The organism is Synechococcus sp. PROS-7-1 (assembly GCF_014279795.1).
Lineage (GTDB): Bacteria > Cyanobacteriota > Cyanobacteriia > PCC-6307 > Cyanobiaceae > Synechococcus_C.
Map to the genome: position 1 here is coordinate 454630 of NZ_CP047945.1, position 22785 is coordinate 477414.

Annotated in this window: 18 protein-coding genes, 1 tRNA gene and 1 pseudogene; 7 read left to right on the plus strand and 13 right to left on the minus strand. The window is 62.0% G+C overall.

Going from position 1 to position 22785, the window contains the following annotated elements; genetic code table 11:
• The first annotated feature begins 23 nt into the window (after window positions 1–23).
• On the plus strand, window positions 24–863 hold the full coding sequence (gene pheA / locus SynPROS71_RS02215; RefSeq protein ID WP_186596364.1) for a prephenate dehydratase: 840 nt from the start codon (window positions 24–26) through the stop codon (window positions 861–863).
• Here the strand turns inward: pheA and SynPROS71_RS02220 are convergent.
• The 9 genes from SynPROS71_RS02220 to SynPROS71_RS02260 form a co-directional block, all read right to left on the minus strand.
• Window positions 839–1804, minus strand: coding sequence for a methyltransferase domain-containing protein (locus SynPROS71_RS02220; RefSeq protein WP_186596366.1), 966 nt, complete (start codon window positions 1802–1804; stop codon window positions 839–841). The two genes, pheA and SynPROS71_RS02220, sit on opposite strands and share 25 nt — an antisense overlap.
• Window positions 1804–2466: an LON peptidase substrate-binding domain-containing protein gene (locus SynPROS71_RS02225; RefSeq protein WP_186596369.1), complete on the minus strand. Its 663-nt coding sequence runs from the start codon at window positions 2464–2466 to the stop codon at window positions 1804–1806. Before SynPROS71_RS02225 ends, SynPROS71_RS02220 begins: the two co-directional genes overlap by 1 nt.
• Before the next feature lie 56 nt (window positions 2467–2522).
• Window positions 2523–2843: a 30S ribosomal protein S10 gene (gene rpsJ / locus SynPROS71_RS02230; protein WP_011932302.1), complete on the minus strand. Its 321-nt coding sequence runs from the start codon at window positions 2841–2843 to the stop codon at window positions 2523–2525.
• A gap of 150 nt (window positions 2844–2993) precedes the next feature.
• Complete coding sequence (gene tuf, locus SynPROS71_RS02235) at window positions 2994–4193, minus strand: elongation factor Tu (protein ID WP_186596370.1); 1200 nt, start codon at window positions 4191–4193, stop codon at window positions 2994–2996.
• A 42-nt stretch (window positions 4194–4235) separates the two neighbouring features.
• Window positions 4236–6311 (minus strand): elongation factor G, encoded by a 2076-nt coding sequence (fusA, locus tag SynPROS71_RS02240; protein ID WP_186596371.1) that lies wholly within the window; start codon window positions 6309–6311, stop codon window positions 4236–4238.
• Window positions 6312–6397: 86 nt separating this feature from the next.
• Window positions 6398–6868 (minus strand): 30S ribosomal protein S7, encoded by a 471-nt coding sequence (gene rpsG / locus SynPROS71_RS02245; protein ID WP_186596373.1) that lies wholly within the window; start codon window positions 6866–6868, stop codon window positions 6398–6400.
• An 80-nt stretch (window positions 6869–6948) separates the two neighbouring features.
• Complete coding sequence (gene rpsL / locus SynPROS71_RS02250; protein ID WP_006042261.1) at window positions 6949–7323, minus strand: 30S ribosomal protein S12; 375 nt, start codon at window positions 7321–7323, stop codon at window positions 6949–6951.
• An 80-nt stretch (window positions 7324–7403) separates the two neighbouring features.
• Complete coding sequence (locus SynPROS71_RS02255; RefSeq protein WP_186596375.1) at window positions 7404–7730, minus strand: AIR synthase; 327 nt, start codon at window positions 7728–7730, stop codon at window positions 7404–7406.
• A gap of 43 nt (window positions 7731–7773) precedes the next feature.
• Window positions 7774–9471: a phosphodiester glycosidase family protein gene (locus SynPROS71_RS02260; protein ID WP_186596377.1), complete on the minus strand. Its 1698-nt coding sequence runs from the start codon at window positions 9469–9471 to the stop codon at window positions 7774–7776.
• 101 nt (window positions 9472–9572) lie between these two features.
• Between SynPROS71_RS02260 and gltB the strand changes: the two genes are divergently transcribed.
• Both gltB and SynPROS71_RS02270 read left to right on the plus strand, forming a co-directional pair.
• Entirely contained in the window at window positions 9573–14171 is a 4599-nt protein-coding gene (gene gltB, locus SynPROS71_RS02265) for a glutamate synthase large subunit (RefSeq protein WP_186596378.1), read from the plus strand.
• A gap of 14 nt (window positions 14172–14185) precedes the next feature.
• Complete coding sequence (locus tag SynPROS71_RS02270; protein WP_186596380.1) at window positions 14186–14527, plus strand: YciI family protein; 342 nt, start codon at window positions 14186–14188, stop codon at window positions 14525–14527.
• A 28-nt stretch (window positions 14528–14555) separates the two neighbouring features.
• On the opposite strand, the pseudogene SynPROS71_RS02275 reads toward SynPROS71_RS02270, so the two are convergent.
• Window positions 14556–15923: pseudogene (locus SynPROS71_RS02275) on the minus strand (TolC family protein); the annotation flags it as partial.
• Window positions 15924–16015: 92 nt separating this feature from the next.
• On the opposite strand from SynPROS71_RS02275, the gene SynPROS71_RS02280 reads away from it, so the two are divergent.
• The 3 genes from SynPROS71_RS02280 to SynPROS71_RS02290 are packed head-to-tail and all read left to right on the plus strand — an operon-like array spanning window position 16016 to window position 18559.
• On the plus strand, window positions 16016–17221 hold the full coding sequence (locus SynPROS71_RS02280) for a hypothetical protein (protein ID WP_186596382.1): 1206 nt from the start codon (window positions 16016–16018) through the stop codon (window positions 17219–17221).
• Between the two features lie 23 nt (window positions 17222–17244).
• The gene (locus SynPROS71_RS02285; protein ID WP_186596383.1) at window positions 17245–17448 is read left to right on the plus strand and encodes a hypothetical protein; all 204 of its coding nucleotides are present in this window, start codon (window positions 17245–17247) and stop codon (window positions 17446–17448) included.
• Window positions 17438–18559: an FUSC family protein gene (locus SynPROS71_RS02290; RefSeq protein ID WP_186596385.1), complete on the plus strand. Its 1122-nt coding sequence runs from the start codon at window positions 17438–17440 to the stop codon at window positions 18557–18559. Before SynPROS71_RS02285 ends, SynPROS71_RS02290 begins: the two co-directional genes overlap by 11 nt.
• Here SynPROS71_RS02290 and lipA read toward each other — a convergent pair.
• A complete protein-coding gene (gene lipA / locus SynPROS71_RS02295) occupies window positions 18547–19425 on the minus strand; it encodes a lipoyl synthase (protein ID WP_186596387.1) in 879 nt (292 codons plus the stop codon). The genes SynPROS71_RS02290 and lipA overlap by 13 nt on opposite strands.
• A gap of 18 nt (window positions 19426–19443) precedes the next feature.
• Between lipA and SynPROS71_RS02300 the strand changes: the two genes are divergently transcribed.
• A tRNA-Pro gene (locus SynPROS71_RS02300) sits at window positions 19444–19517 on the plus strand.
• A gap of 15 nt (window positions 19518–19532) precedes the next feature.
• Here the strand turns inward: SynPROS71_RS02300 and cobJ are convergent.
• Together cobJ and SynPROS71_RS02310 are read right to left on the minus strand one after the other, a co-directional pair.
• On the minus strand, window positions 19533–21212 hold the full coding sequence (cobJ, locus tag SynPROS71_RS02305; RefSeq protein ID WP_255442298.1) for a precorrin-3B C(17)-methyltransferase: 1680 nt from the start codon (window positions 21210–21212) through the stop codon (window positions 19533–19535).
• Between the two features lie 189 nt (window positions 21213–21401).
• The gene (locus tag SynPROS71_RS02310; protein WP_186596389.1) at window positions 21402–22682 is read right to left on the minus strand and encodes a hypothetical protein; all 1281 of its coding nucleotides are present in this window, start codon (window positions 22680–22682) and stop codon (window positions 21402–21404) included.
• Between the last annotated feature and the right edge of the window lie 103 nt (window positions 22683–22785).

The window sequence follows — 22785 nt, forward strand, 5'->3', positions numbered from 1 at the left end:
ATCGATGCAAGGGACGGTCATTCATGCCGATGCGCTTGGCTTTTCTGGGGCCTGAGGGAACCTACGGAGAACGGGCAGCGAGGGAGATGCTCACCCTTGAAGACATCCCCGATGGAGAGCTGGTGGCGTGCACTGGATTGCGCGCGGTTGTGGACCATGTGGCCGATGGCCGCTGTGATGGTGCTGTGGTTCCCGTGGAGAACTCAGTTGAGGGGGGCGTGACCGCCAGCCTCGATGCTCTCTGGACCCATCGGGACCTCTCGATTCGCAGAGCCCTGGTGCTGCCGATTCGTCATGCCCTGCTCAGCAGCGGATCGTTGAACGACATTACGGAGGTGCTGTCCCATCCCCAGGCCTTGGCGCAATGCAGCGGATGGCTCTCCACCAATCTTCCTGGAGCCTTGCAGCTTCCCACCAGCTCAACGGCTGAAGCCGCGCGGATGGTGCGGGGGAGCCGCTTTCGCGCAGCGATCGCTGATCGCGCCGTTGGAGCACGCCTGGAGTTGCAGCAGCTTGCATTCCCGGTGAATGACGTGGCTGCGAACTGCACCCGCTTTCTTCTCCTGAAACGGGGTGAACGGTTGCGGGACGGAGATGTGGCCAGCCTGGCTTTTTCGTTGCATCGCAATGCACCTGGTGCGCTGATCGAGGCTCTCCAGGCCATCGCTGGGCTTGGACTGAACATGAGCCGAATCGAATCACGACCCTCCAAGCGGGAGCTTGGCGAGTATGTGTTTTTTGTGGATGTGGAGCTCCCGAAGGGGAAGGCTTCGGGAAGTCTTGATGCACTCGAAGCTCACCTCGAACCGCTATGTGAGCATCTAGCCCAGTTTGGTGCTTATCCGAGCTCAGATCTGTCCTGACTGTTGTCGAGGCGAAACACACCGAACTGCATCATTCCTCGGGCAAAGGCCCAGCGCATTAACAGCAGGGTTGGTGTTTCGCGCAACCCCTGAACGATGGCCGAAGGGCCGAGTCGCAACACCGCTGCGGGGCGCCGTAGCCCTTCCAGAATCGACTCGTTCCAGGAGGGCAAAGTGGCCTGGTTCCAATTGGCCACTGCGATCGGACCTTTGGAATACGCACTGCTTTCCAGATTGTGTTGCAGTCCACGGATGCTGGCGAATTCAGGGTGCGCCCATTGGGTGAGTAGCTGATGCATGACCCAGCGCTCTTGGCCATTCAAAGGTCCATCCACAGGGTCACGACGATTCCAATCGGCGACGGCCAGGATTCCTCCAGGACGGAGCATGCGCAGCAATTCATCGGCATAGCGCTGTTTGTCCGGCATGTGCGGACCGGCTTCCACACTCCAAACAGCATCAAATCCCCCGTCGTTCAGTTGCAGATCCAGGGCATCCATGACGGCGAACCTGCAGCTCATTCCCTCCGGGGTTAGCTCGGTGGCCCGCCGAATCTGCCCTGGGCTGATGCTGACTCCCAGAACGTCAAAGCCGTAATCCCTGGCAAGAATCCTGGCGCTGCCGCCGATGCCGCAACCCACATCCAGCACTTTCGCTCCTGGCGGCAGCCGATCCAATCCGCTCCAGCGAACCAATTCATGAACGAAATCGGCCTTGGCACGACGGAAATCCTTGCTGCGCGGAGGCTCGCCGTAGTGACCAAGGTGAACATGCTCACCCCAGAGGGTTTCAAGAAGTTTGTCCTCCGTCCAGGCGTCGTAAGCCGAAGCAACGCTCTCGCTGGAGAGGTAGGCGCGATTACGCCGTGACCAGAGCGCATACGCGCCGGCGATAGCCGCCACACCGATCGCGGCTGGTCCGAGAAAAGCGGGCAGGGGCATCAGCCGTCATCCGAATTGGAAGACGACAGGGTGTCCCGCAGGACGGTGCGAGCTGCAAGCTGACGGCGTGTTTCGTCCAGCATGCTGAACTCCTGTTCAAGTCTGCTGCGCGTGCTGGTGAGCTCAAGAAGTTCCTGTTGCTGATCGGCAACGGGGCCACCCAGGTGAGCACCGATCCAGAAGGAGAGTTCTCTGGGGAGATCTGGCAGATCGTCGGGAAGTGCAGTCGGTGAATCGGTGAGTTTTCCAGTGAGCTCGACAACATCCTTCAACGCCGACGCAACCGATTCCGTCAGGGAGTGGAGGGACGTCATGTCCTCAACTGGATCGTCTTCAATCCAACTGACCATGGCAGAACGGAATGGCGTGTCGCGGGTCACGTTCAGAACCCGGAAGCGCTGCTGGCCAAGCGTGACGATGTTGCTTCGACCATCCTCACCGGTTTGATGCTGAATCACTTCGGCACAGCAGCCGATGGAGGCCATGCTTTGGCTGCGAGGGTCCCACCGGACGACACCGAAGCGCCTGTCAGTCTCCAGGACGCTTTGGAGCATCATCCGATAGCGAGATTCAAAGATGTGCAAGGGCAGCACATCGCTCGGAAAGAGCACAACGTCCGGCAGAGGGAAAAGAGGAAGTTCTCTGACGGACAGGTCAGCCACGCATGCATCAATCGGGGCACTGATCCTAGGAAGCTGACCGGTTCATCGAGCTGTCTTTAGAGCTTCACTTCGATATCAACGCCACTGGGAAGATCAAGCTTCATCAACGCGTCGATGGTTTTGGCTGAAGGGCTGTAGATGTCGATGATGCGCCGATGGGTGCGGGTCTCGAAGTGTTCACGGGAATCCTTGTCCACGTGAGGAGAACGCAGCACGCAGTAGATCTTGCGCTTGGTGGGGAGGGGAATGGGGCCGATGGCAGTCGCTGCCGTGGTGTCGGCCGTTTCAATAATCTTGTCGCAGGAGAGATCCAGCATGCGGCGGTCAAACGCCTTAAGACGGATGCGGATCTTCTGCTGAGCAATGGCAGTTGACATGAAGCGCGATGGAATCTCCTGAGGAGATCACGAGAGGTGGATTGTCGAGGTGCAGTTCAGCTGGTTCGCAAACACAGCTGACGCCATCTCAAAAGACTAGGGGATGAACCGACCGTGGTCGGAACATCCCCGCATTTGGATGGATTTAGATCACTCGATGATCTTGGAAACCACGCCCGCACCGATGGTGCGGCCGCCTTCGCGGATGGCGAAACGCATTCCCTGTTCGATGGCCACCGGGCAAATCAGCTCGCCGGTCATCTTGATGCGGTCACCAGGCATCACCATTTCCACATCGCTGCCGTCATCGGCAGTGAAGGCGGTGATTTGGCCAGTCACATCCGTTGTACGGATGTAGAACTGCGGGCGATAGCCAGCAAAGAAGGGAGTGTGGCGACCACCTTCTTCTTTCTTCAGCACGTAGACCTCACCCTCGAACTTGGTGTGGGGGGTGATGGAGCCGGGCTTGACCAGCACCATGCCGCGCTCGATGTCTTCCTTCTGGATGCCGCGCAGCAGCAGACCGACGTTGTCTCCGGCCATGCCCTCATCGAGCAACTTGCGGAACATCTCAACACCGGTGACGGTGGTCTTGCGGGTGTCCTTGATGCCGACGATCTCGATTTCTTCGCCAACTTTGACGATGCCGCGCTCGATACGGCCGGTGGCCACGGTGCCTCGACCGGTGATCGAGAAGACATCCTCGATCGCCATCAGGAAGGGCTTATCAACTTCGCGCTCTGGCTCGGGGATGTTGGCGTCGACAGCTGCCATGAGCTCATCGATCTTGGCTTCCCATTCGGCTTCGCCTTCGATCGCCTTCAGGCCGGAGACCTGAACCACGGGGATGTCGTCGCCGGGGAAGTCGTAGCTGGAGAGCAGTTCGCGGATCTCCATCTCCACCAGTTCGATGATCTCTTCGTCATCGACCATGTCGCACTTGTTCAGGGCGACCACCAGAGCAGGAACGCCCACCTGCTTGGCCAGGAGGATGTGCTCCTTGGTCTGAGCCATGGGGCCGTCGGTGGCGGCACACACCAGGATCGCACCGTCCATCTGGGCGGCACCGGTGATCATGTTTTTCACATAGTCCGCGTGACCGGGGCAGTCCACGTGGGCGTAGTGACGGGTGTCGGTTTCGTATTCGACGTGTGCAGTATTGATGGTGATGCCACGCTCCCGCTCCTCGGGGGCGCCATCGATGTCAGCGTAATCCTGAACCTTGGCCTGACCTTTCTTGGCCAGCACATTGGTGATCGCGGCGGTGAGGGTGGTTTTGCCGTGGTCAACGTGGCCGATGGTGCCGATGTTGACGTGAGGCTTGTTCCTTTCAAACTTCTCGCGTGCCATTTTTGTAAAGAATCGAGGGAGTGGATTAGGGGAGTTTAGAGATCAGGAATTGCCCTGATTCTTGGAGATGATGGCCTCGGCCACGTTGCGAGGAACATCCTCATAGTGGCTGAATTCCATCGAGAAAATACCCCGACCCTGGGTCATGGATCGGAGCTCGGTGGCATAGCCGAACATCTCGGCCAGGGGCACCTTGGCCGAGACTTTCGACGTGCCATCGTCAATTGCCTGACCTTCAACCTGTCCTCGACGGGAGGACAGATCGCCGATGATCGAGCCGAGGAAATCCTCGGGAACCTCGACCTCGACCTTCATCATCGGTTCAAGAAGCACAGGATTGCACTTCTTGACTGCATCTTTGAAGGCCATGGATCCTGCGATCTTGAAAGCCATCTCGGACGAGTCCACATCGTGATATGAACCGTCGACCATGGTGACTTTCACGTCGATCAGCGGATAGCCGGCAATCACGCCTGATTCGCAGGTCTCTTTCATGCCCATCTCGGAGGGCTTGATGTATTCCTTGGGAACAACACCACCGACGATCTTGTTGATGAATTCGAATCCGGATTCCGGCTCGCCGGGTTCCATTTCGATCACGACATGACCGTACTGCCCTTTACCACCGGTCTGGCGGGAGAACTTGCCCTCGCCCCGTGAGGACGCGCGGATTGTTTCCCGGTAGGACACCTGAGGTGCACCGATGTTGGCTTCGACCTTGAACTCCCGAAGCATCCTGTCCACCAGGATCTCCAGGTGAAGTTCTCCCATACCGGCAATCACGGTCTGACCTGTTTCTTGGTCAGTGTTCACGCGGAAGGTGGGGTCTTCTTCGGCCAGAGCAACCAGTGCTTTGGAGAGTTTCTCCATGTCCCCTTTGGTCTTGGGCTCCACGGCCACTGAGATCACCGGTTCAGGAACGAACAGGGTCTCGAGGACAATCGGATCTTCAGGCGAACAAAGTGTGTCCCCGGTGGTGGTGGCCTTGAGGCCAAGTACGGCCCCGAGGTCGCCGGCGCGGAGCTCGTCGACCTCTTCACGATCGTCGGCTTTCAGCACCACCAGACGGGAAATGCGCTCCTTGGAATCCTTCGTGGAGTTCAAGACGTAGCTGCCCTTCTGCAGCACACCGGAGTACATCCGAACAAAGGTGAGTTTTCCGTAAGGGTCAGCCATCACCTTGAAGGCGAGTGCACTGAAGGGAGCACTGTCATCGGAAGGACGAACCGCTTCTTCTCCGCTGGGAAGCACACCCTGAATCGGGGGCACATCGATCGGAGCCGGAAGGTAGTCGACCACAGCATCGAGAACCAGCTGCACACCCTTGTTCTTGAAGGCTGAGCCACACAGCACGGGCACCAAGCCATGCTTCAGCACGCCCTTGCGGATCCCGGCCTTGAGCTCCTCAACGCTGAGTTCTCCTGTTTCGAGGAACTTCTCGATCAACGCTTCGTCGGTCTCTGCGACGGCCTCCATGAGATAGGTGCGCCATTCAGCGACCTGATCCTTCATGTCGTCAGGGACATCGGTAATTTCGATGTTTTGGCCAAGGTCATCTTTGTAGATGTGGGCCTTGTTCTCAACAAGATCGATAATGCCGCTGAGATCACCCTCAGCACCGATGGGGAGCTGGATCGGAGCCGCATTGGCTTTCAGTCGATCCTTGATTTGACCGTGAACCTTGAGGAAGTCCGCGCCAGTGCGGTCCATCTTGTTCACGAACACCATCCGGGGAACGGAATAGCGGTCGGCCTGACGCCATACGGTTTCCGATTGTGGTTGAACGCCGCCCACAGCACAGAACACAGCGATCACACCATCCAGCACGCGCATGGAGCGCTCCACTTCGATCGTGAAGTCGACGTGCCCAGGCGTGTCGATGATGTTGATGCGGTGGTCGTTCCAGCTCGTGGAAATGGCAGCCGCAGTAATCGTGATGCCACGTTCCCGCTCCTGGGCCATCCAGTCGGTCACGGCGGCGCCATCGTGCACCTCACCGATCTTGTGAACCACACCTGAATAGAACAGGATGCGTTCGGTGGTTGTGGTTTTGCCGGCATCAATGTGAGCGGCAATACCAATATTTCTGACGCGTTCCAGGGGAAAGGCGCGAGCCACAGGAAACTCCGGGGTGGGGCGTTAAAAGGCGGGTGAGACTCTACAGGTCAGCCCCCGGCCGGTGAGGCCGGCTGGGCGACTGCGGATCAGTAGCGGTAGTGGGCGAAGGCTTTGTTGGCTTCGGCCATCTTGTGAGTCTCTTCGCGCTTGCGTACAGCACTACCGGCTTCATTGGCCGCATCCATCAGTTCACCTGCCAGCTTCTGGGCCATGCTGCGGCCGTTGCGCGCACGGGAGAAGTTCACCAGCCAGCGCAGGGCCATGGCTGTCCCCCTTTCCTGGCGCACTTCCATCGGCACCTGATAGGTGGCACCACCCACGCGACGCGCTCGCACCTCCACGAGAGGAGTGGCATTTTTGACGGCGGTTTCGAACAGCTCGATCGGATCACCACCGGTACGGTCTCCGATCAGGCTGAAGGCATCGGAAAGGATGCGTTGCGCCGTGGATTTCTTGCCGTGCTTCATGAGCCTGGCCACGAGCATCGTGGCTAGGCGATTGTTGAACTGAGGATCCGGCAGAACCGGACGCTTGACGGCGGCATTACGGCGTGACATGGACTGTCAGTGGAGGGAACGATGAGTGGGTGGTGGGATGGGCGCGTGAGCAGGCGATCCGATAGGCGAATCGCTCGGCATCACTCCTTAGGCGTCTTGGCGCCGTACTTGGACCGGGACTGACGGCGATCCTTCACGCCGGCAGTGTCGAGCGTTCCACGGATGATGTGGTAGCGGACCCCCGGCAGGTCCTTGACGCGGCCTCCGCGGATCAACACAACCGAGTGCTCCTGAAGGTTGTGACCGATGCCGCCGATGTACGCCGTCACCTCGAAACCAGATGTGAGGCGCACACGCGCCACTTTGCGAAGAGCAGAATTCGGCTTCTTCGGCGTGGAGGTGTACACACGGGTGCAGACCCCGCGACGCTCAGGGCAGGATTTGAGCGCGGGTGATTTGGTCTTCGCTTTAGAGCTCTGGCGCTCGGTGCGGATCAGTTGCTGAATGGTTGGCATCGACGGTCGGTATGCGGCCGGGGACCCGACCTGGTTCGACAATCCACCACATTACCGGGTCGTCCCCCCCCCTCGATCCTTCAGTTGCGGCTGAATGCACTTCCACAGGCGCAGCAGCGCACCTGATCACTGCTGAGAATCAGGAATCCACCGCCGCTGATGTCGCTTCTGTAATCGAGGGTGAGTCCCTCAAGCAACTCGATCTGGGGTTCAGGCGCATGAAGGGTGACTCCGTCAGCCCTTGCGATCGGTCTCCCTGAGAGGTGCCCCGGCTGCAGTCGGATCACGTGCTTTTCGCAGTGTCCGTGCTGCAGATCAAGGTGCATCAGCCCTGGGGTCCCCGCCACTGCAGCCTGGCGACCGAGTTCGGCAGCGGCCGCCGGGGTGATCTGAAGGATTGCGCCCACCGTCGTGCATCAACAGGTGAATTCAGTGTCGCAGCTTTCCCCGTCAGGGTTTGATTAACCCCAAACCGTTCTGAATCCTTGGCGGCACGCCCCGTCCTGTCATGACGGTTCTGTTGGCGATCAGCATGGTGGTGGAGCTCCCTCCATCAAGGTTTAGAGCGTCGCTGAGGCCCAGTTGCTGGAGGGCCAGAGTGGTTTCCAGCAACGTTGGATCGCTGCCGCTTTGTCCTTCAAGCGTCAACATCCAGCGGTGCTTGGAGTCTTGCGCCACCACGGTGCGTGGGGCGGCCTGACCGAGAAATCCTGAGCTGAATCCTTCTTGTCGGCCCCTCAGCACCACTTGTCCTCCCTTCAGCAATAAGGGGCCGCCCGCCATGACCTGACGGCGTTCTCCCACTGGACTTGAGGGCCTCAATCGAATCACGACCTCGTCACCGGGCCTGGCTGGAAGAGGCGCACTGGCGCGGGCCACAACGAGGGATGCGCCTTGAGGAAGAGGAACCCCACGAGCGAGTTCAGTCCGGGAAAACTGATCGGTGACCCGTCCATCGCGGATCAGGATCGCCTGTTCTTCGCCACTGAGAGCTCGGTAGATGGGGCCCCAAGCCCGGGTGTACCGGCTCAAGCCTCTCTGTACGTAGCCGCTGTTCAGAAATCCAAGTCCCCAGCGACGTCCACCGTTCACGCGCATGTCCTGATCGAGGCGAAGCCGGTCAAACAGAAGCGGGCCTGGTCCATCCCAGCCCACCGCACCACGGTTGAGAATCGGACCTGAAAGCCAGACCCCGTCGAGGCGTACGGCTCCCAGGGGCAGTTGACGCACTCGGTTGAAGAAGCCGCCGTTGATGGAGGCCAGGGCGTTCGCTGGCTGGGCGAGCTGGTTGAGAAATCGAAGCCCCGTCTGGGCCCTGACAGGGGCCAGTGGACGCAGCAGAAGGCTTTCGTTGCCCAGAGGCCATCCTGCGCGGTAGATGCGCAGAGGCTTGACCCCAACCTGCACGGCTCGGATGTCCAGGATTAGCCCCTTGCGAATGGCCTCCTGGATCTCAGGGGTGAAACGTGCCGCCTGAAAAGGAGAGGTGCGAGCCCTCCTACTGGTGACCGATCGGCGCTGGGTCCCGTCCATGACGATGCGCCAGGGGTCTTTAAGCGTGAAAAAGTCGAGGTCATGACCTCGACTGGTCAGTCGCAGGGCCTCCGGACGCGTCTGCGGGGACAGGCCCAAGCTGCGCAGGAGATTGTTCTGGGATCGCGTGCTCTTCACACCCAACACCAACCCCTGCTGATCGCGCTGAATCAATGCTGGAGTTGAAAGGTCGAGCACCACCCGGCCCGCTGTGCTGCCACGACCCTGGCGGATCGACACAATCCGCGGTGGTGCCAGAGAGAGTTCAAGGGTTGTGTCTCGCCGTTGCACCGAGACGCCGATGGCACGGAACCAGGGCAAGGCGTCCACCGCTACCTCGTCCTTCAGGGTGCGTGTTTCGAGATCACTGAGGAGTTGATCACGCCCGAACCATTCGAGCTGCTCGCCCGCGGCCGTTGTTGTTCGGCGGAACCCAAGGCGGCCGGTCAGAACGTCTAAGGGCAGCCAGAGTTGATCGGTGGACTTTCCCTTGCCAGTGATCCAAAGCCAGGCGCTTTTCTGGGAGATCTCCCCGATCCTGACTCTGCTGCCGATGCTCTGATCGGCTTGCCGCACTTCAGCGACAGGAGCAGGCGGGGGAGGCGGCAACGGCATGAGCCAAACGCTAGCCGGGCTGATCAATCCTTAGGATCCGAGATTATCCCGCTATGGATCGCTGATTCCACGTGCGGTGATTGTCCGAATCCATGAAGGTCATGTCTCATCCCACCGGATCCCTCTGGCCCTACAGCGACAGTGCTGCGCCTGAGGCGGTTGCCGGTGAGAAAGATGCCTGCGGCGTTGGTTTTCTGGCGCAACTATCTGGTGAGACCAGCCACTGGGTGCTGCAGCAAGCCCTGCGCGGTCTTGGTTGCATGGAGCATCGCGGCGGCTGTGGGGGAGACGGTGATTCCGGTGATGGGGCTGGCGTGCTCTGCCAAATCCCCTGGAGCTATCTGAAGGCGGTTTGGCCCGAGGCGACGTCGGCCCGTGGGCTCGGAATGATGTTCATGCCCCAGGATCCCGAGAGGCGGGAGCAGGCCCGCCAGTTCTGCAATGAGGAAGCCGAGGCCCTCGGCCTCATGTCCGCCGGCTGGCGGGTTGTTCCGGTGGATCCATCCGTGTTGGGCCCCATGGCGCGGGACACCGCCCCCGTGATCGAGCAGTGGAGTCTCGCCGGCGGTCCCGATGGCGATGTCTTCGAGGCCTTGTTGCTGCGACTGCGTCGCCGGATCGGTGCCCGCGCCCGCAAGGTTTGGGGCTTTGAGGGATCCCAGGATCTTTATGTGGCCTCCCTGAGCAGCCGCACCGTTGTGTACAAGGGCATGGTGCGCTCCGAGGTGCTGGCCCAGTACTACGCCGATCTGCGCGATCCGCGCTTTGAAGTGAGCTTTGCGGTGTACCACCGCCGCTTCAGCACCAACACCCTGCCCCGCTGGCCCCTGGCTCAACCGATGCGGCTGCTGGGCCACAACGGTGAAATCAACACGCTGCTGGGCAACCTCAACTGGGCCAAGGCCTCCGAAGCCAGCCTCACGGATGTTTGGGGTGAAGCCGCGAATGATCTGAATCCCGTGGTGAATCCGGCCTTCAGTGATTCGGCCAACCTCGACGCCACCCTGGAACTGATGGTGCGCAGCGGCCGTTCGATCACGGACAGCTTGATCACCCTGGTGCCTGAGGCCTTCCGCAACCAGCCAGATCTGGAGGATCGCCCTCAGGTGACGGCGATGTACGAATTCAATGCCGGAATTCAGGAGCCCTGGGATGGTCCGGCCCTGCTGGTGTTCGCCGACGGCAAACGGGTGGGCGCCACCCTGGATCGGAACGGCCTACGACCCGCCCGTTGGTGCACCACTGCCGATGGTTTCGTGGTCATGGGATCGGAGACCGGTGTGGTGGACCTCAGTGGCAAAACCGTGGTTCAGAAGGGACGTCTCGGCCCCGGCCAGATGGTGGCTGTGGATCTGGAGAACGGCCGGCTGCTCGACAATTGGACCGTGAAGGAAGACGCTGCTGGACGCTTCCCCTACAGCGACTGGCTGCAGCAGCACCGCCGCAGCGTGGTGGCCCAGCCCTGGACCCAGGATCGTCAGATCGGTGAGCTGGATCTGCTGAGGCTGCAGACCGCCATGGGCTTCACGGCCGAAGACTTCGATCTCGTGATCGAAGACATGGCCGGGCTGGGAAAGGAGCCCACCTACTGCATGGGCGACGACATCCCCCTTGCGGTGTTGTCAGACAAACCCCACCTTCTTTACGACTACTTCAAACAGCGCTTCGCCCAGGTCACCAACCCGCCGATTGATCCCCTGCGGGAAAAGCTGGTGATGAGCCTGGAAATGCATCTGGGTGAGCGTCGGCCGGCGCTGAAGCCCCAGGCCGAGTCGGCCGCCGTGATCCACCTGGACACGCCGGTTCTCAATGAAGCTGAGCTTGCAGCGATCAGCGAGCAGGGACTTCCCGTTGCCACCCTGTCCACCCAGGTGGCCGTTGAGGCTTGCGCCGGTGGTCTGTCTTCGGCCCTGCAAGGGCTGTGTCAAGCGGCTGAGAAGGCTGTGCGCGGCGGTGCCCAGGTGCTGGTGCTCTCCGATCGTGTTGATGGCTCCGGTGCCGCTGCCCAGCTCACCGCCACCAGCGTGGCGATGCCGGCCCTCCTGGCCGTGGGGGCGGTGCATCACCACCTGCTGCGGCAGAAGCTGCGTTTGCGCTGCTCCTTGGTGATCGACACCGCCCAGTGCTGGAGCACCCACCACATGGCCTGCCTGATTGGCTACGGCGCCAGTGCGGTCTGCCCGTGGCTCACCTGGGAGACCACCCGCCATTGGCTCGCCCACCCCAAAACCCAGAAGCGGATTGAGCAGGGCAAGCTGCCCGCCCTCGATGCCGACAAGGTGCAGGCCAACGTGCGCGTTTCCCTGGAAAACGGCCTGCGCAAGATCCTCTCCAAGATCGGTATTTCGCTCCTGGCTAGTTATCACGGCGCTCAGATTTTTGAAGCGATCGGTCTCGGTGCCGATGTGATCGACACCGCGTTCAGCGGCACCACCAGCCGTGTGGCGGGCATGACCCTGGCGGAGCTGGCCAACGAAACCCTGTCACTCCATGCCAAGGCCTTCCCGGAGCTCAACCGCAGCAAGCTCGAGTTCATGGGCTTTGTGCAGTACCGCACCGGCGGCGAGTACCACCTCAATAGTCCCGACATGGCCAAGGCCTTGCATGCAGCGGTGAAGACCGGGCCTGGCTACGACCATTTCTCGACTTACAAAACCCTGCTGGAGAACCGGCCGGTCACGGCGCTTCGGGATCTGCTGGAGTTCAAGCTGGCTCCAGCGCCGCTGTCCCTGGATCAGGTGGAGAGCGCAGAGAGCCTTTGCAAGCGGTTTTGCACCGGTGGCATGAGCCTCGGCGCGTTGTCGCGGGAAGCCCATGAGGTGCTTGCAGTGGCGATGAACCGCATTGGCGGCAAGAGCAACAGCGGCGAGGGTGGTGAGGACCCGGCCCGTTTCCAGGTTCTTCACGATGTGGATGCCGAGGGCCGCTCGCAGGCCTTCCCCAGCATCGGCGGCCTTCAGAACGGCGACACCGCCTGTTCGGCGATCAAGCAGATCGCTTCCGGGCGGTTCGGCGTGACGGCCGAATACCTGCGCAGCGGCAAGCAACTGGAAATCAAGGTGGCTCAGGGGGCCAAGCCCGGGGAAGGTGGACAACTGCCTGGCCCGAAGGTGGATCAGTACATCGCCTGGCTGCGCAATAGCAAACCCGGTGTGGCCCTGATCTCACCGCCGCCGCATCACGACATCTATTCCATCGAGGATCTCGCGCAGTTGATCCACGATCTGCACCAGGTGCATCCCAAGGCGCCGGTGAGCGTGAAGCTGGTGGCCGAGATCGGCATTGGCACGATTGCCGCCGGCGTGGCCAAGGCCAACGCCGATGTGATTCAGATCTCCGGTCACGACGGGGGCACCGGAGCCTCGCCGCTGAGTTCGATTAAGCATGCCGGCAGCCCCTGGGAGCTGGGTCTCACCGAGGTGCACCGCAGCCTTCTCGAGAACGGCCTGCGGGATCGGGTGCTGCTGCGGGCCGATGGCGGCCTCAAGACCGGCTGGGATGTGGTGATCGCAGCCCTGCTTGGCGCTGAGGAGTACGGCTTCGGCTCGGTGGCGATGATCGCCGAGGGCTGCATCATGGCCCGCGTTTGCCACACCAACAATTGCCCGGTGGGCGTGGCTACCCAGAAGGAGGCCCTGCGCAAGCGCTTCACCGGTGTGCCCGAGCACGTGGTGAATTTCTTCTGGTACGTGGCGGAGGAAGTGCGTCAGCTGCTGAGCCTCCTCGGCGTGGCCAAGCTCGAAGACCTGATCGGCCGCAGCGATCTGCTTCAACCCCGTGCGGTGCAGCTGGCCAAAACCCAGGGTGTGGATCTCTCCAGTCTGTTGGCACCGATCCAGGGCTCAGAAGACCGCTCCTGGCTGCGCCACAGCGCTGAGGCCCACAGCAATGGCCCGATTCTTGAGGATCAACTGCTCGCCGATGCCGAACTAGTGGCGGCGGTGGAGAGCCACGGCTCTCTCAATCGCACGATTGCGATCATCAATACCGACCGCAGTGTCGGGGCCCGTCTGGCCGGTGAGATCGCTCAACGCCACGGCAACCGCGGCTTCAACGGCCAGCTCAACCTCACCTTCCAGGGCGCGGCCGGCCAGAGCTTCGGCGCCTTCCTGGTGCAGGGCATGAACGTGCGCCTGGAAGGGGAAGCCAACGACTACGTGGGCAAGGGCATGAACAGCGGTCGCATCAGCCTGGTGCCATCCGATGGCTGCGCCAATCCCGGCGATCAGGTGATCCTCGGCAACACCTGCCTCTATGGGGCCACGGGTGGTGAGCTGTTTGCCCTCGGCCGCGCCGGTGAGCGCTTCGGGGTGCGCAACAGCGGGGCCCGCACCGTGGTGGAGGGAGCCGGTGACCACTGCTGTGAGTACATGACCGGTGGTGTGGTGGTGGTGCTGGGCAGCACCGGCCGCAACGTTGGTGCCGGCATGACCGGTGGCGTCACCTTCCTGCTGGATGAGAGCGATCGCGTCACCTCCAGGGTCAACCCTGAGATCGTTGCGGTCTGCAGCCTCACCACCTCGCAACAGGAGGCCACGCTCAAAGAGCTGCTGGAAGCTCACGTGGTCGCCACCGGCAGCAGCAAGGCTTCGGCGCTGTTGGCCGACTGGGCCGCGGCCAAGGGGCGCTTCAAGGTTCTGATCCCCCCGAGTGAGCGGGCAGTGATGGGTCTGGTGGACCAGCAGGCAGTAGCGGCCTGAACAGGCCGTTTCCCATGCCCTGGTTTGTCAAACACGAAACCTTCACGGCGGCAACGGCCGCGCTCCCGCTCGAGCAGCGTCGGTCTCACCTGGAGGCCCACCGGGACTGGGTTGAGCAGCAGCTGGAAGCTGGGACAGTCATCACTACGGGGTTTCTGGTTGATCAGGAGGGCCTGCCGGGAGGAGGGGGCCTGCTACTGGTCGAGGCTGAAAGCTACGCGCAGGCGCTTGCGTTGTTGCAGGGCGATCCGATGATTGTGCGTGGTCTCGTGGACTGGACCCTGCAGCAGTGGATGCCTGTGATGGGCGTGCCGTTGATGGCGACCCTGTCTCCAGCTCCAGGCCGGCCCGACTGAGATTCCACTGCTGGATCGCCGTTGCTTCAGCGCTCCGGGCTGCTTGCAGATCGCGTTGGGCCAGCAGCACTTCTGTGACTGGAGCAATCCCAGCGCGATAGCGCAGCTGGGCATCCCGCACGGCCTCTTCGTTGGCCACCACAGCTTCTCTGCTGGCAGCCATGGCGGCCTTGGCGCTGCGGTGGGTGTGCCAGAAGGTTTCCACCGACTGGATGATCACCTGTTTCCGCTCCTCCAGCAGCAAGCGTTGCTGGGACACCTTGCTGCGCGCTAGGGCCGCACTCTGGCTTGAAAGACCACCGTCAAAAAGAGGTTGGCGCAGGGTGAGCAGCACGCCGTAGTCGTAGAAGCTGCCGCTGGCACTGCCGCTGCTGTTCACAGTCGGCAAGTTCACCCCTCCTCCAACAGGCAGGTTGCCGATGCGATTGCCGCCGTTGACGACCGGCACATTGAGGCTGTCGCCGTTGATGCCGCCGCTGAGCAGGAGCCCCACCCGGGGAAGCATGGTGCCTCGGGCTGCTTGCACTTTGGCTTCAGCTGCGGCTTGAGCCTTAAGGATCACGTCCAGGGCAGGACGATTTTGGGTTGCCGATGCAATCGAGGCCTGCAGCCCTAGAGGCCATGGCGACTCGGCCAAGAGGGGATCGCTGGCTTTCACCCTCTGATCGGCCGGAAGGTTGAGCAATCGGGCCAGGGCGCTGGCGGCGATCGCCTGGGCCGAGCGGGCGGCGCTGAGTCCGCGCTGGTCGGTGGCGAGCAGGGCACGAGCGCGGAACACATCGATGCGAGCGCCTAGCCCGCCGTTGCGTAACGCTTCCGCATCCTTGAGCAGCGCGCTGGAGAGCGCGATTGAGCGCTGCCACACGGGGATCAGCGCGTCGCTGAGCTGCAGGTTTAGGTAGGCGGTCGTAATTGCGAAGCGACTCTGCCGCCGTTGTTCTTGAATCTGCGCGGCTGCTGCCTGATCCATGGCCTTGGCAGCCGTGAGCAGTGGACCTCGCTCGAAGTCGAGGAGGGGATAGGTGAGCGCGAGGCTGAGGTTGCCGAAGGTGTTCTGGATTAGGGCATAACTATCACCGCCAAGATCCAGATTGAGATCGCCGATGGTGGGGAGATTGGAAATGAAGCCGATCGAGCTGCCGACCTGGGCCCAACTGCCGAGCCCCACCACATCCAGTTTCGGTAGAAAAAGGCTTCGCCCGAGACCGACTTCTGCTGCTGTGCCTAACTTCTGGGCTTCGGTTAGCTGGAGTGCGAGGGAGGCGTCCATGCCTTGCTCGAGGGCCTGATCCAGGCTGAGGGCAAGCGGTTCGGCTTCGCCCCTGGCAGGCAGGCAGGTCGAGGTCGCCACTAGCAAGGAGATCAGGAGCTGGCGACGGAGCATGCCGGTTGACATGTCAGGAATGGAGCTGAGCCATCCGAAAACGGGGCTACCCTAAGCGCGATTTTCAATTGCAGATGGGCACTCTTCTGCAACGGTGCTGGCCGATGGCCCTCGTCACCGGCGCAACTGCGGTATGGGCTGTGCTCCCCGCAATTGATGTGAAGGTGTTTGGTGCAGCCGTGTTGCTGGCCCCAGGTGATCGACGAGGCCTCTATAGCCGCTCTCCAGGTCAGGTCCTCGATCTAACGGCCCCTGTTGGCGCTCATGTTGTTCGAAATCAATTGCTCGCAAGGCTCGATCGCATCGATCAAGCTGCCCGCGGTGGCCCTGTTCCCGTAGGGCAATCTCAGGCTCTCGATCGTCAGCTTGAGGCCAACGCGGAACAGCAGCAAGGATTGGTGGAGCAACTGCGCGCTAACAGCGAAGAGGTGGCGGCCGTGCGCCAACAAATCAACACTCTGCAGATGAGTAATCAGCCTGTGAAAAAGCAACTCACGGCGCTGGAAAGCTTGCGACAGGATCAGGTGATCCCCACCTACAGCCCCCTCTGGGTTTCAGCCCAGGATCTCTACCTCGGCAACAAGGCAGCGATCCGTTCACTGGAGGCGAAAATCGCTCAGCTGCAGGCGAATCGGGGTCGTGTTCAGGCCCAGCAGTCTCAGCTGCGGGCCGCACGGTCGGAGCTGGAGGCCCAGAACAAGGCACTGGAGCTGCGCGCTCCCGAGAATGGCCGGGTGGTGAGTTGGGCGGTGGAGAAAGGGCAACCTGTCCTGCCTGGTGAGCGCTTAGGCACGCTGGCCCTAGACCGACCTAGCTCCTCTTCTCGACAGGCGATGGCCCTGTTCACAGAGGCCGACGCCACACGGCTAAAGGTTGGTGCACCGATCGAAATCGAACCAATTTTGCAAAGCCGTAATCAATACGGCGGCACGGCTCAGCGTTACGGCGGGGTGAAGGGCAGGATTCAGGGAATCTCTCCCACATCGCTTGATGGCACTGCTCTGGCCAGTGTCATTGGCGAGGCGGATCTGGCGGCTTCCCTGGTGGCGCGGGCCAGGCAGCAAGCCTATGGAGAAGGAGGGGACCCGTTAGCGATCTTGCCTGGGAAAGCGACAGCGCCTCTGATGCTTGTGAGGGTGACGCTGGAGTCAGCCCAGACTCCCTCAGGATTGCGTTGGAGCAGTGGTCGAGGGCCTGACCTGCGTTTCGAGGATGGTCAGCCCGCAGAGGCGAAGGCGGCCGTTGAACGGCGTTCGCTGCTGAGCTATTCGATGCCGTTCCTGCGATGGCTTTCCGGTATCAATCGCTGAACCTTCGATCTCTCCGCCTCCCCATGTCGCGTCACCCCCGGCCCCCATCCAGTTGGTTGAATGCCCTGCGTCAGCCGGTCCCGTGGATCGCCCTCGTGTTGCTCTTGATCACGGTGTTCAGCACGGCACCAAGGCTCTGGTTTTGGTTCGCGCTTCTGCTGATCGTGCTGCTGGTGGGCTGGGTTCAAGCGCTCAAGGGTGACCTCCCCAGGCCCCATGACGACTGAAGCCCAGTGGCTCGGCTTGCGGGCAGCTCTGGTGATCGGCCTGGCTGCGAGCATCACGCGGCTGATCTGCCTCACGCTTGGTCTGGGCGACAGCCAAGCCGCCTTCGGCGTGGTGGTGGGCGTGTTGGTGGTGCGTCCTGATTTCTGCCGTTGGCCTGCGCTGATCTACCCGGTTCTGCTGCTGATCGCTGGTGTCGCGATGGCCGTAGGGCTCAGTGTGCGCATGATGTTTCCTGATGCCCCCCAGGTGTGGTGGTTCGGCATTGTCGGTGTGGTGATGCAGCTCATGGCGGTGGCACTGCCGGCCAAGCTGGCGTTGCTCACCAACGTGGTGGCCGTCGCCGGGGTGTTGCCCCTGCTGGATTCGTCGGCCACCTGGGCTGACTGGGGACATCAGCTGGAGGCCATCGCCATCGGGTTGGCCATTGGCACCGCCGTGCAGTGGTTGTTGACGCCATCGGGTTATGGCGCCCCGGCACCGCCCACTGGGCCGGGGGGGAAGGATTGGCCTCTGCCGGAGCGGTATCGCTTGGCCTTCGCAAGCTGGAGCTTCTGCCGCAAAGTCGTGCTGGCGGCGTTCGCCCTGGCGATCGGCGTCGGCCTGGGAACGCAGACTCCTAAATACCTCTATTTCGGTGTGGTACTGCTGCTGAATGACAGCATTGGCGCCACCATGGCCCGGGTTCGTGACCGGATGGTGGGGGTGAGCCTGGGGGTGTTGATGCCCCTGCTGGTGTTCAACACCATCGGTCTCAACAGCGTGGGAGTGGGGTTGGCCATGGGTGGCACGGCGGCCCTGCTGGTTGCCCTGAATCTCGGCCCCTACCTGCGCACGGCCCTGATTTCCAGCGGTGTGGCGTTTGCTGGCTATGGGCCGCTCGTGGCCTGGTACATCCCGAATCGCTGGATCGACTACCTGATGGGAAGCGGCTTGGCGCTGTTGTCCGGGGTTCTCCTCTTCCCGCAGTCATCGCTGCGCCGCTACCGCCGTCTGCTCGATCGGGGTGATCCGGACAGTCTGGAGCAGCTGCGGCGGCTCTACCCGGCGGCCCGTGAAGAAGCCGCCTGGTTGGGGCAGGGGCTTGTTAGTCCAGACGCTCAGCGGGGGTGAGTGGCCATGAGCCTCTGCACCTCGCCGGCGTGATAGCTGCTGCGGGTGAGGGGGGTGCTCACCACCTGCAGAAAGCCCAGCTCCTCTTCGCCGATGCGACGGTAGGTGTCGAACTGCTCAGGGGTCACGAAACGATCCACAGCCAAGTGCTTGGGGCCTGGGGAGAGGTACTGGCCGATGGTGACGATGTCCACCCGGTGGGTGCGCAGGTCGCGCAGCACCCCGATCACTTCATCGTCGGTTTCACCGAGGCCCACCATCAGGCCCGACTTGCTGTAGGCCCCCGCCCAGTTGTCCCGAACCCGTTGCAGGAGCTCAAGTGAGCGTTCATAAATGCCCTGAGGTCGGGCCAGGCGGTACATCCGCGGCACCGTTTCAATGTTGTGGTTGAGCACGTGGGGAGCGGCGGCCATCACCGTGGCCAGGGCATCCCAGTTGCCGCAGAAGTCGGGAATCAGCAGCTCGATCGTGGTGAGCGGTGAGCGTTGCTTCACCTGTTCGATGCAGGCCACGAACTGGGAGGCTCCCCCATCCGGCAGGTCGTCGCGGTTCACCGAGGTGATCACTACATGCTTCAGACCCAAACGCGCCACCGCTTCCCCGAGCCTCTCTGGTTCGGTTGGATCGAGCGCACGGACGCTCTTGTCGAAGTCGATGTCGCAGTAAGGGCAGGCGCGGGTGCAGCCCGGGCCCATAATCAAAAAGGTGGCCGTACCGCCGGCGAAGCACTCACCGATGTTGGGGCAACTGGCCTCCTGGCAGACCGTGTTCAGCTTCAGGTCGAGCAGAAGATCGGCAACGGCACCGATGCGCTCCCGCTGCGGCGCTTTCACGCGCAACCACTCGGGTTTCAAGGCAGAGGTCATCTTCTACAGTCGATTCATCGGGATGTAGCGCAGCTTGGTAGCGCACTTCGTTCGGGACGAAGGGGCCGCAGGTTCGAATCCTGTCATCCCGACTGCACGCCATTCCATTAGCTGAGTTCGGCTCCCGGGTATCCCCTCGGCGTCACCATGCGACCGCCTTCCATGGTGCTGCTGCTGTTGCCGATTACCAGCACTGTGAGCATGTCCACCTGGTTGACAGGCAGAGCGTTGAGATCATGCAGGGTCACCTGTTCATCTGTACGGCCCAGCTGACGGGCCATCACCACCGGGGTGTGATCGGGACGATGGCCGAGAAGAATCTCTTGGGCCCGTTGCAGCTGCCAGTCGCGGCCTTTCGATCGGGGGTTATAGAGAGCCACCACGAAGTCGCCGGCGGCCGCGGCGTGAAGCCGTTGTTCAATCACAGGCCAGGGCGTGAGGCGATCGCTGAGGCTGATGGTGCAGAAGTCATGCATCAGCGGCGCTCCGGCCCGGGCCGCCGCCAGTTGAAGGGCCGAGAGGCCGGGATGCACCTCGAACAACGGACGTGAGCTTTCAGCCAGCGCCATCCAAAGCTCGAGGGCCAGCCCGGCCATGCCGTAGATGCCGCTGTCGCCAGACGACACCAGCGCCACTTTGGCCCCCTGTTGAGCAAGGGACAGGGCCTGCTGGCAGCGGTCCCGTTCGCGAGTGAGTTGACCGTCCAGACGGACCTGATCCTGGCGGCGAAGCGGTTCGAGGAGATCCAGGTACAGCCCGTAGCCCACCCAGACCCCGCAGCGGCTCAACGCGCGGCGGGCATCGGGGGTGAGCAGGCTGAGATCCCCCGGGCCGCTGCCGATGAGATGCAGTTCTCCCCTTTGCGGTGCAAAGGGGAGAACTGCTTCGGCGATCGCCACGGTGACAGCGCCCTGTTCCTCAGGCCCGGCATGAAGGATGCGTTTGGTCTGCAAGAGCTGGGCATCCTCACCAGCTGCCAGCACAGCCGCGGCTTCCGCAACGGATGCTGTGCCCATCTCCGCTTCAACCACGGCTGAAGGCGTGGGCACCGGCACTGCCGCGAGGGCTGAGGCGCTGAACAGCCGAAATCTCCAGTCACGTTCCTTTGCTAGGGCGAGCAAAGCGGGCTCATCGCCCTTGGCGTCAATGCTGCCGAAGCCAGCAACAGCCTCGGCGGCCAGCCCTGCGTTCTCCAGTGCTTGATGAACGGCTCGTTCGATCAGTCGATCGCTCGTGTTGCGTTCGCAGCCGAGGCCCAGCCACAAGGTGGCCGGATGCCAGCGACAGGGTGCGGCTTCAATTCCAGGACCAATCGCTAGTTCGGATGTGCCATCAGGTCCTGACGTGAACGTCAGGGCGCTGGCTGAGGCACAAGCCCGCCAGTGTTCAGTCCCGCTTTGCTGCCTCACCGCAATCGGGCTTCCCTTGGCCTGGTGGATCATCAACCGGCGCCAGGCATCGGCATCGCCACTGCGCCGAAACCCCCAGATCTCTCCGAAGGAGTCCAGCGCAAGCCGCCCCTGAGTGGCGGCATCACCGGTGATCACAGCGGTGCCTCCAAGCGCTGCTGCGAGCTCCCTGGCCAGTTGTTCCCCTCCGGCTCGATGGCCTCCCAACAGAGGGACCACCTGCAGACCCTGGGCATCGAGCACCAGAACGGCCGGATCGCTCTCCTTGTCGTTGAGAAGAGGGGCAATCAGTCGGGTGACGGCTCCCAGAGCACCGACCACAATCAGGCGATCGCCCTTGATCCAGTGCGTCTGCAAGAGGTCACTGGCTGTCGCCACCAGAACTGAATCTGGGCAGGGATCGAGGGACTCTGCGGCACCGGGGGACAGCGCGATGCGTTCGCTAAGGCCCTGGTGTGACAGGCGCTGAAGCAGCGGCCATGCGCTCCGTGAGAGTCCGATGGCCAGGGATGCAGCACCAGAGCGTGATGGGGAAGACGTGTCGTTCAGAACTGCAGCCTCGGATGGTCAGCGCTGGGTGCCATCAGCGTTCAACAGCTCCCTTGCTGATCCTCCCAGGCTGCTGGATGGTGCTGCCTGCGGTGTTTGCTGTTGCGGCGGTGGCTCAGGGGCGCTTTGGGCGATGGGGGGGACGTCCTCGAGGGGGGCTTTCTCGGGGGCTGCCTCCTCTGAGCTTGGATTGTCTGCAGCGGTGACTTCCTGGACAGTCGCTTCCTTGATGGGCTCGACCATGGGCTCGAGCGCGACGGGTTCCTGCGCAACCTGCGGTTCTGTTGCGGGTTCCGGCTCCGGCTCATCAGAGGGCACCGCTTGTGCTGCCTGCTCAGGGGTGGGCGATTCTTCCTTCATGACAATGTCTCCCAGTAAGCGGGCGATCTGCTCGTCGCTGAGCCGGGATTGCATCCAGACGGGGCGCGATCCCGGGTGATGGGGAATCGCCCGAAGTTGGTTGTTGAAGACAGGGCTCATCGGTTCACCCACGCCATCCAGCAACTCCATCTGAACGCGTCCAGGACCATTGCCGCTTCCCTTGATCCAGAGAGACTCCTGTCGGTCCACCAGGAAACTGTCTCCGTTGACGGAGATCCGCAGCCTCCAGCGGCCGTCTCCTTCGCGCAGGTTCTGCAGCGGTGCGTTCCAAATCAGCCAGTCGAGAAGAAGTGGCTCGCCGCTGCCAAGGTCTGCCGGGCTGACCACGGCAAGCCAGGGGGAATCCGGAGCTGGCTGGGTGCCTGCAAGACCCTGAAGCTGGTCAAAATGCCATTGCAGGCTGGCTCCAGGTGTTTTCACCGCTTCCCCCCAGGGCATGGCTGCATAGGCGGTGAAACGATGGCTTCCCGGCGTGAGCGCTGGAAGTTGGATGCGCAGGCGTCCGCTATCAGCCTCGCTGAATCGAAGCGGAGGCTGATCATCGATCTGGAGGGCGACATGGGCTCCCAGGCCGAGTTCGGGATCTTCTGCTATGGGCCAGTCGCTCGCTTGTAGCACCAGGGTTTGTTGGCCCGACTGGAGCACCGTGCCATCGGCAGGGCTGATCAGCTTCAACTGAGGGTGATGGCCAGAAAGGGCTGCCTGCAGCTGTTGAACCGCGCCCGGAGGAGCCACCTCCTGCAGGCGCCCGGCTGGAGGAGTGGGATTCATGGGATCCGTCGCGGACCCAGTGTCCATGGACCCCATCCGTCCCCATCCCCAGGCTGAGGCCGGCTCTGCGTTCGTGACCAGCAACACAACGCACAGAAGGGCAGTGATCCAGTGGAGGCGGAGTGGAAAGCGGCCCGAAGCCGTCATGGGGACCAATTCGAGTTCAGTTCATTCTGAATGCCCATGCCGGTGTCAAGGAGATTTGGGGCTGTTTGTATTACTTAGTGGCCTGCATTTGCTTTTGTATGAA

Coding starts and splice junctions, on each gene's coding strand:
- rpsJ (WP_011932302.1), bottom strand. CDS start 2,843: ATGTCAACTGCCATTGCTCAGCAGAAGATCCGCATCCGTCTTAAGGCG.
- SynPROS71_RS02285 (WP_186596383.1), top strand. CDS start 17,245: ATGTCGCGTCACCCCCGGCCCCCATCCAGTTGGTTGAATGCCCTGCGT.
- pheA (WP_186596364.1), top strand. CDS start 24: ATGCCGATGCGCTTGGCTTTTCTGGGGCCTGAGGGAACCTACGGAGAA.
- SynPROS71_RS02280 (WP_186596382.1), top strand. CDS start 16,016: ATGGCCCTCGTCACCGGCGCAACTGCGGTATGGGCTGTGCTCCCCGCA.
- SynPROS71_RS02310 (WP_186596389.1), bottom strand. CDS start 22,682: ATGACGGCTTCGGGCCGCTTTCCACTCCGCCTCCACTGGATCACTGCC.
- SynPROS71_RS02270 (WP_186596380.1), top strand. CDS start 14,186: ATGCCCTGGTTTGTCAAACACGAAACCTTCACGGCGGCAACGGCCGCG.
- tuf (WP_186596370.1), bottom strand. CDS start 4,193: ATGGCACGCGAGAAGTTTGAAAGGAACAAGCCTCACGTCAACATCGGC.
- gltB (WP_186596378.1), top strand. CDS start 9,573: ATGTCTCATCCCACCGGATCCCTCTGGCCCTACAGCGACAGTGCTGCG.
- SynPROS71_RS02290 (WP_186596385.1), top strand. CDS start 17,438: ATGACGACTGAAGCCCAGTGGCTCGGCTTGCGGGCAGCTCTGGTGATC.
- SynPROS71_RS02260 (WP_186596377.1), bottom strand. CDS start 9,471: ATGCCGTTGCCGCCTCCCCCGCCTGCTCCTGTCGCTGAAGTGCGGCAA.
- lipA (WP_186596387.1), bottom strand. CDS start 19,425: ATGACCTCTGCCTTGAAACCCGAGTGGTTGCGCGTGAAAGCGCCGCAG.
- rpsL (WP_006042261.1), bottom strand. CDS start 7,323: ATGCCAACCATTCAGCAACTGATCCGCACCGAGCGCCAGAGCTCTAAA.
- rpsG (WP_186596373.1), bottom strand. CDS start 6,868: ATGTCACGCCGTAATGCCGCCGTCAAGCGTCCGGTTCTGCCGGATCCT.
- SynPROS71_RS02220 (WP_186596366.1), bottom strand. CDS start 1,804: ATGCCCCTGCCCGCTTTTCTCGGACCAGCCGCGATCGGTGTGGCGGCT.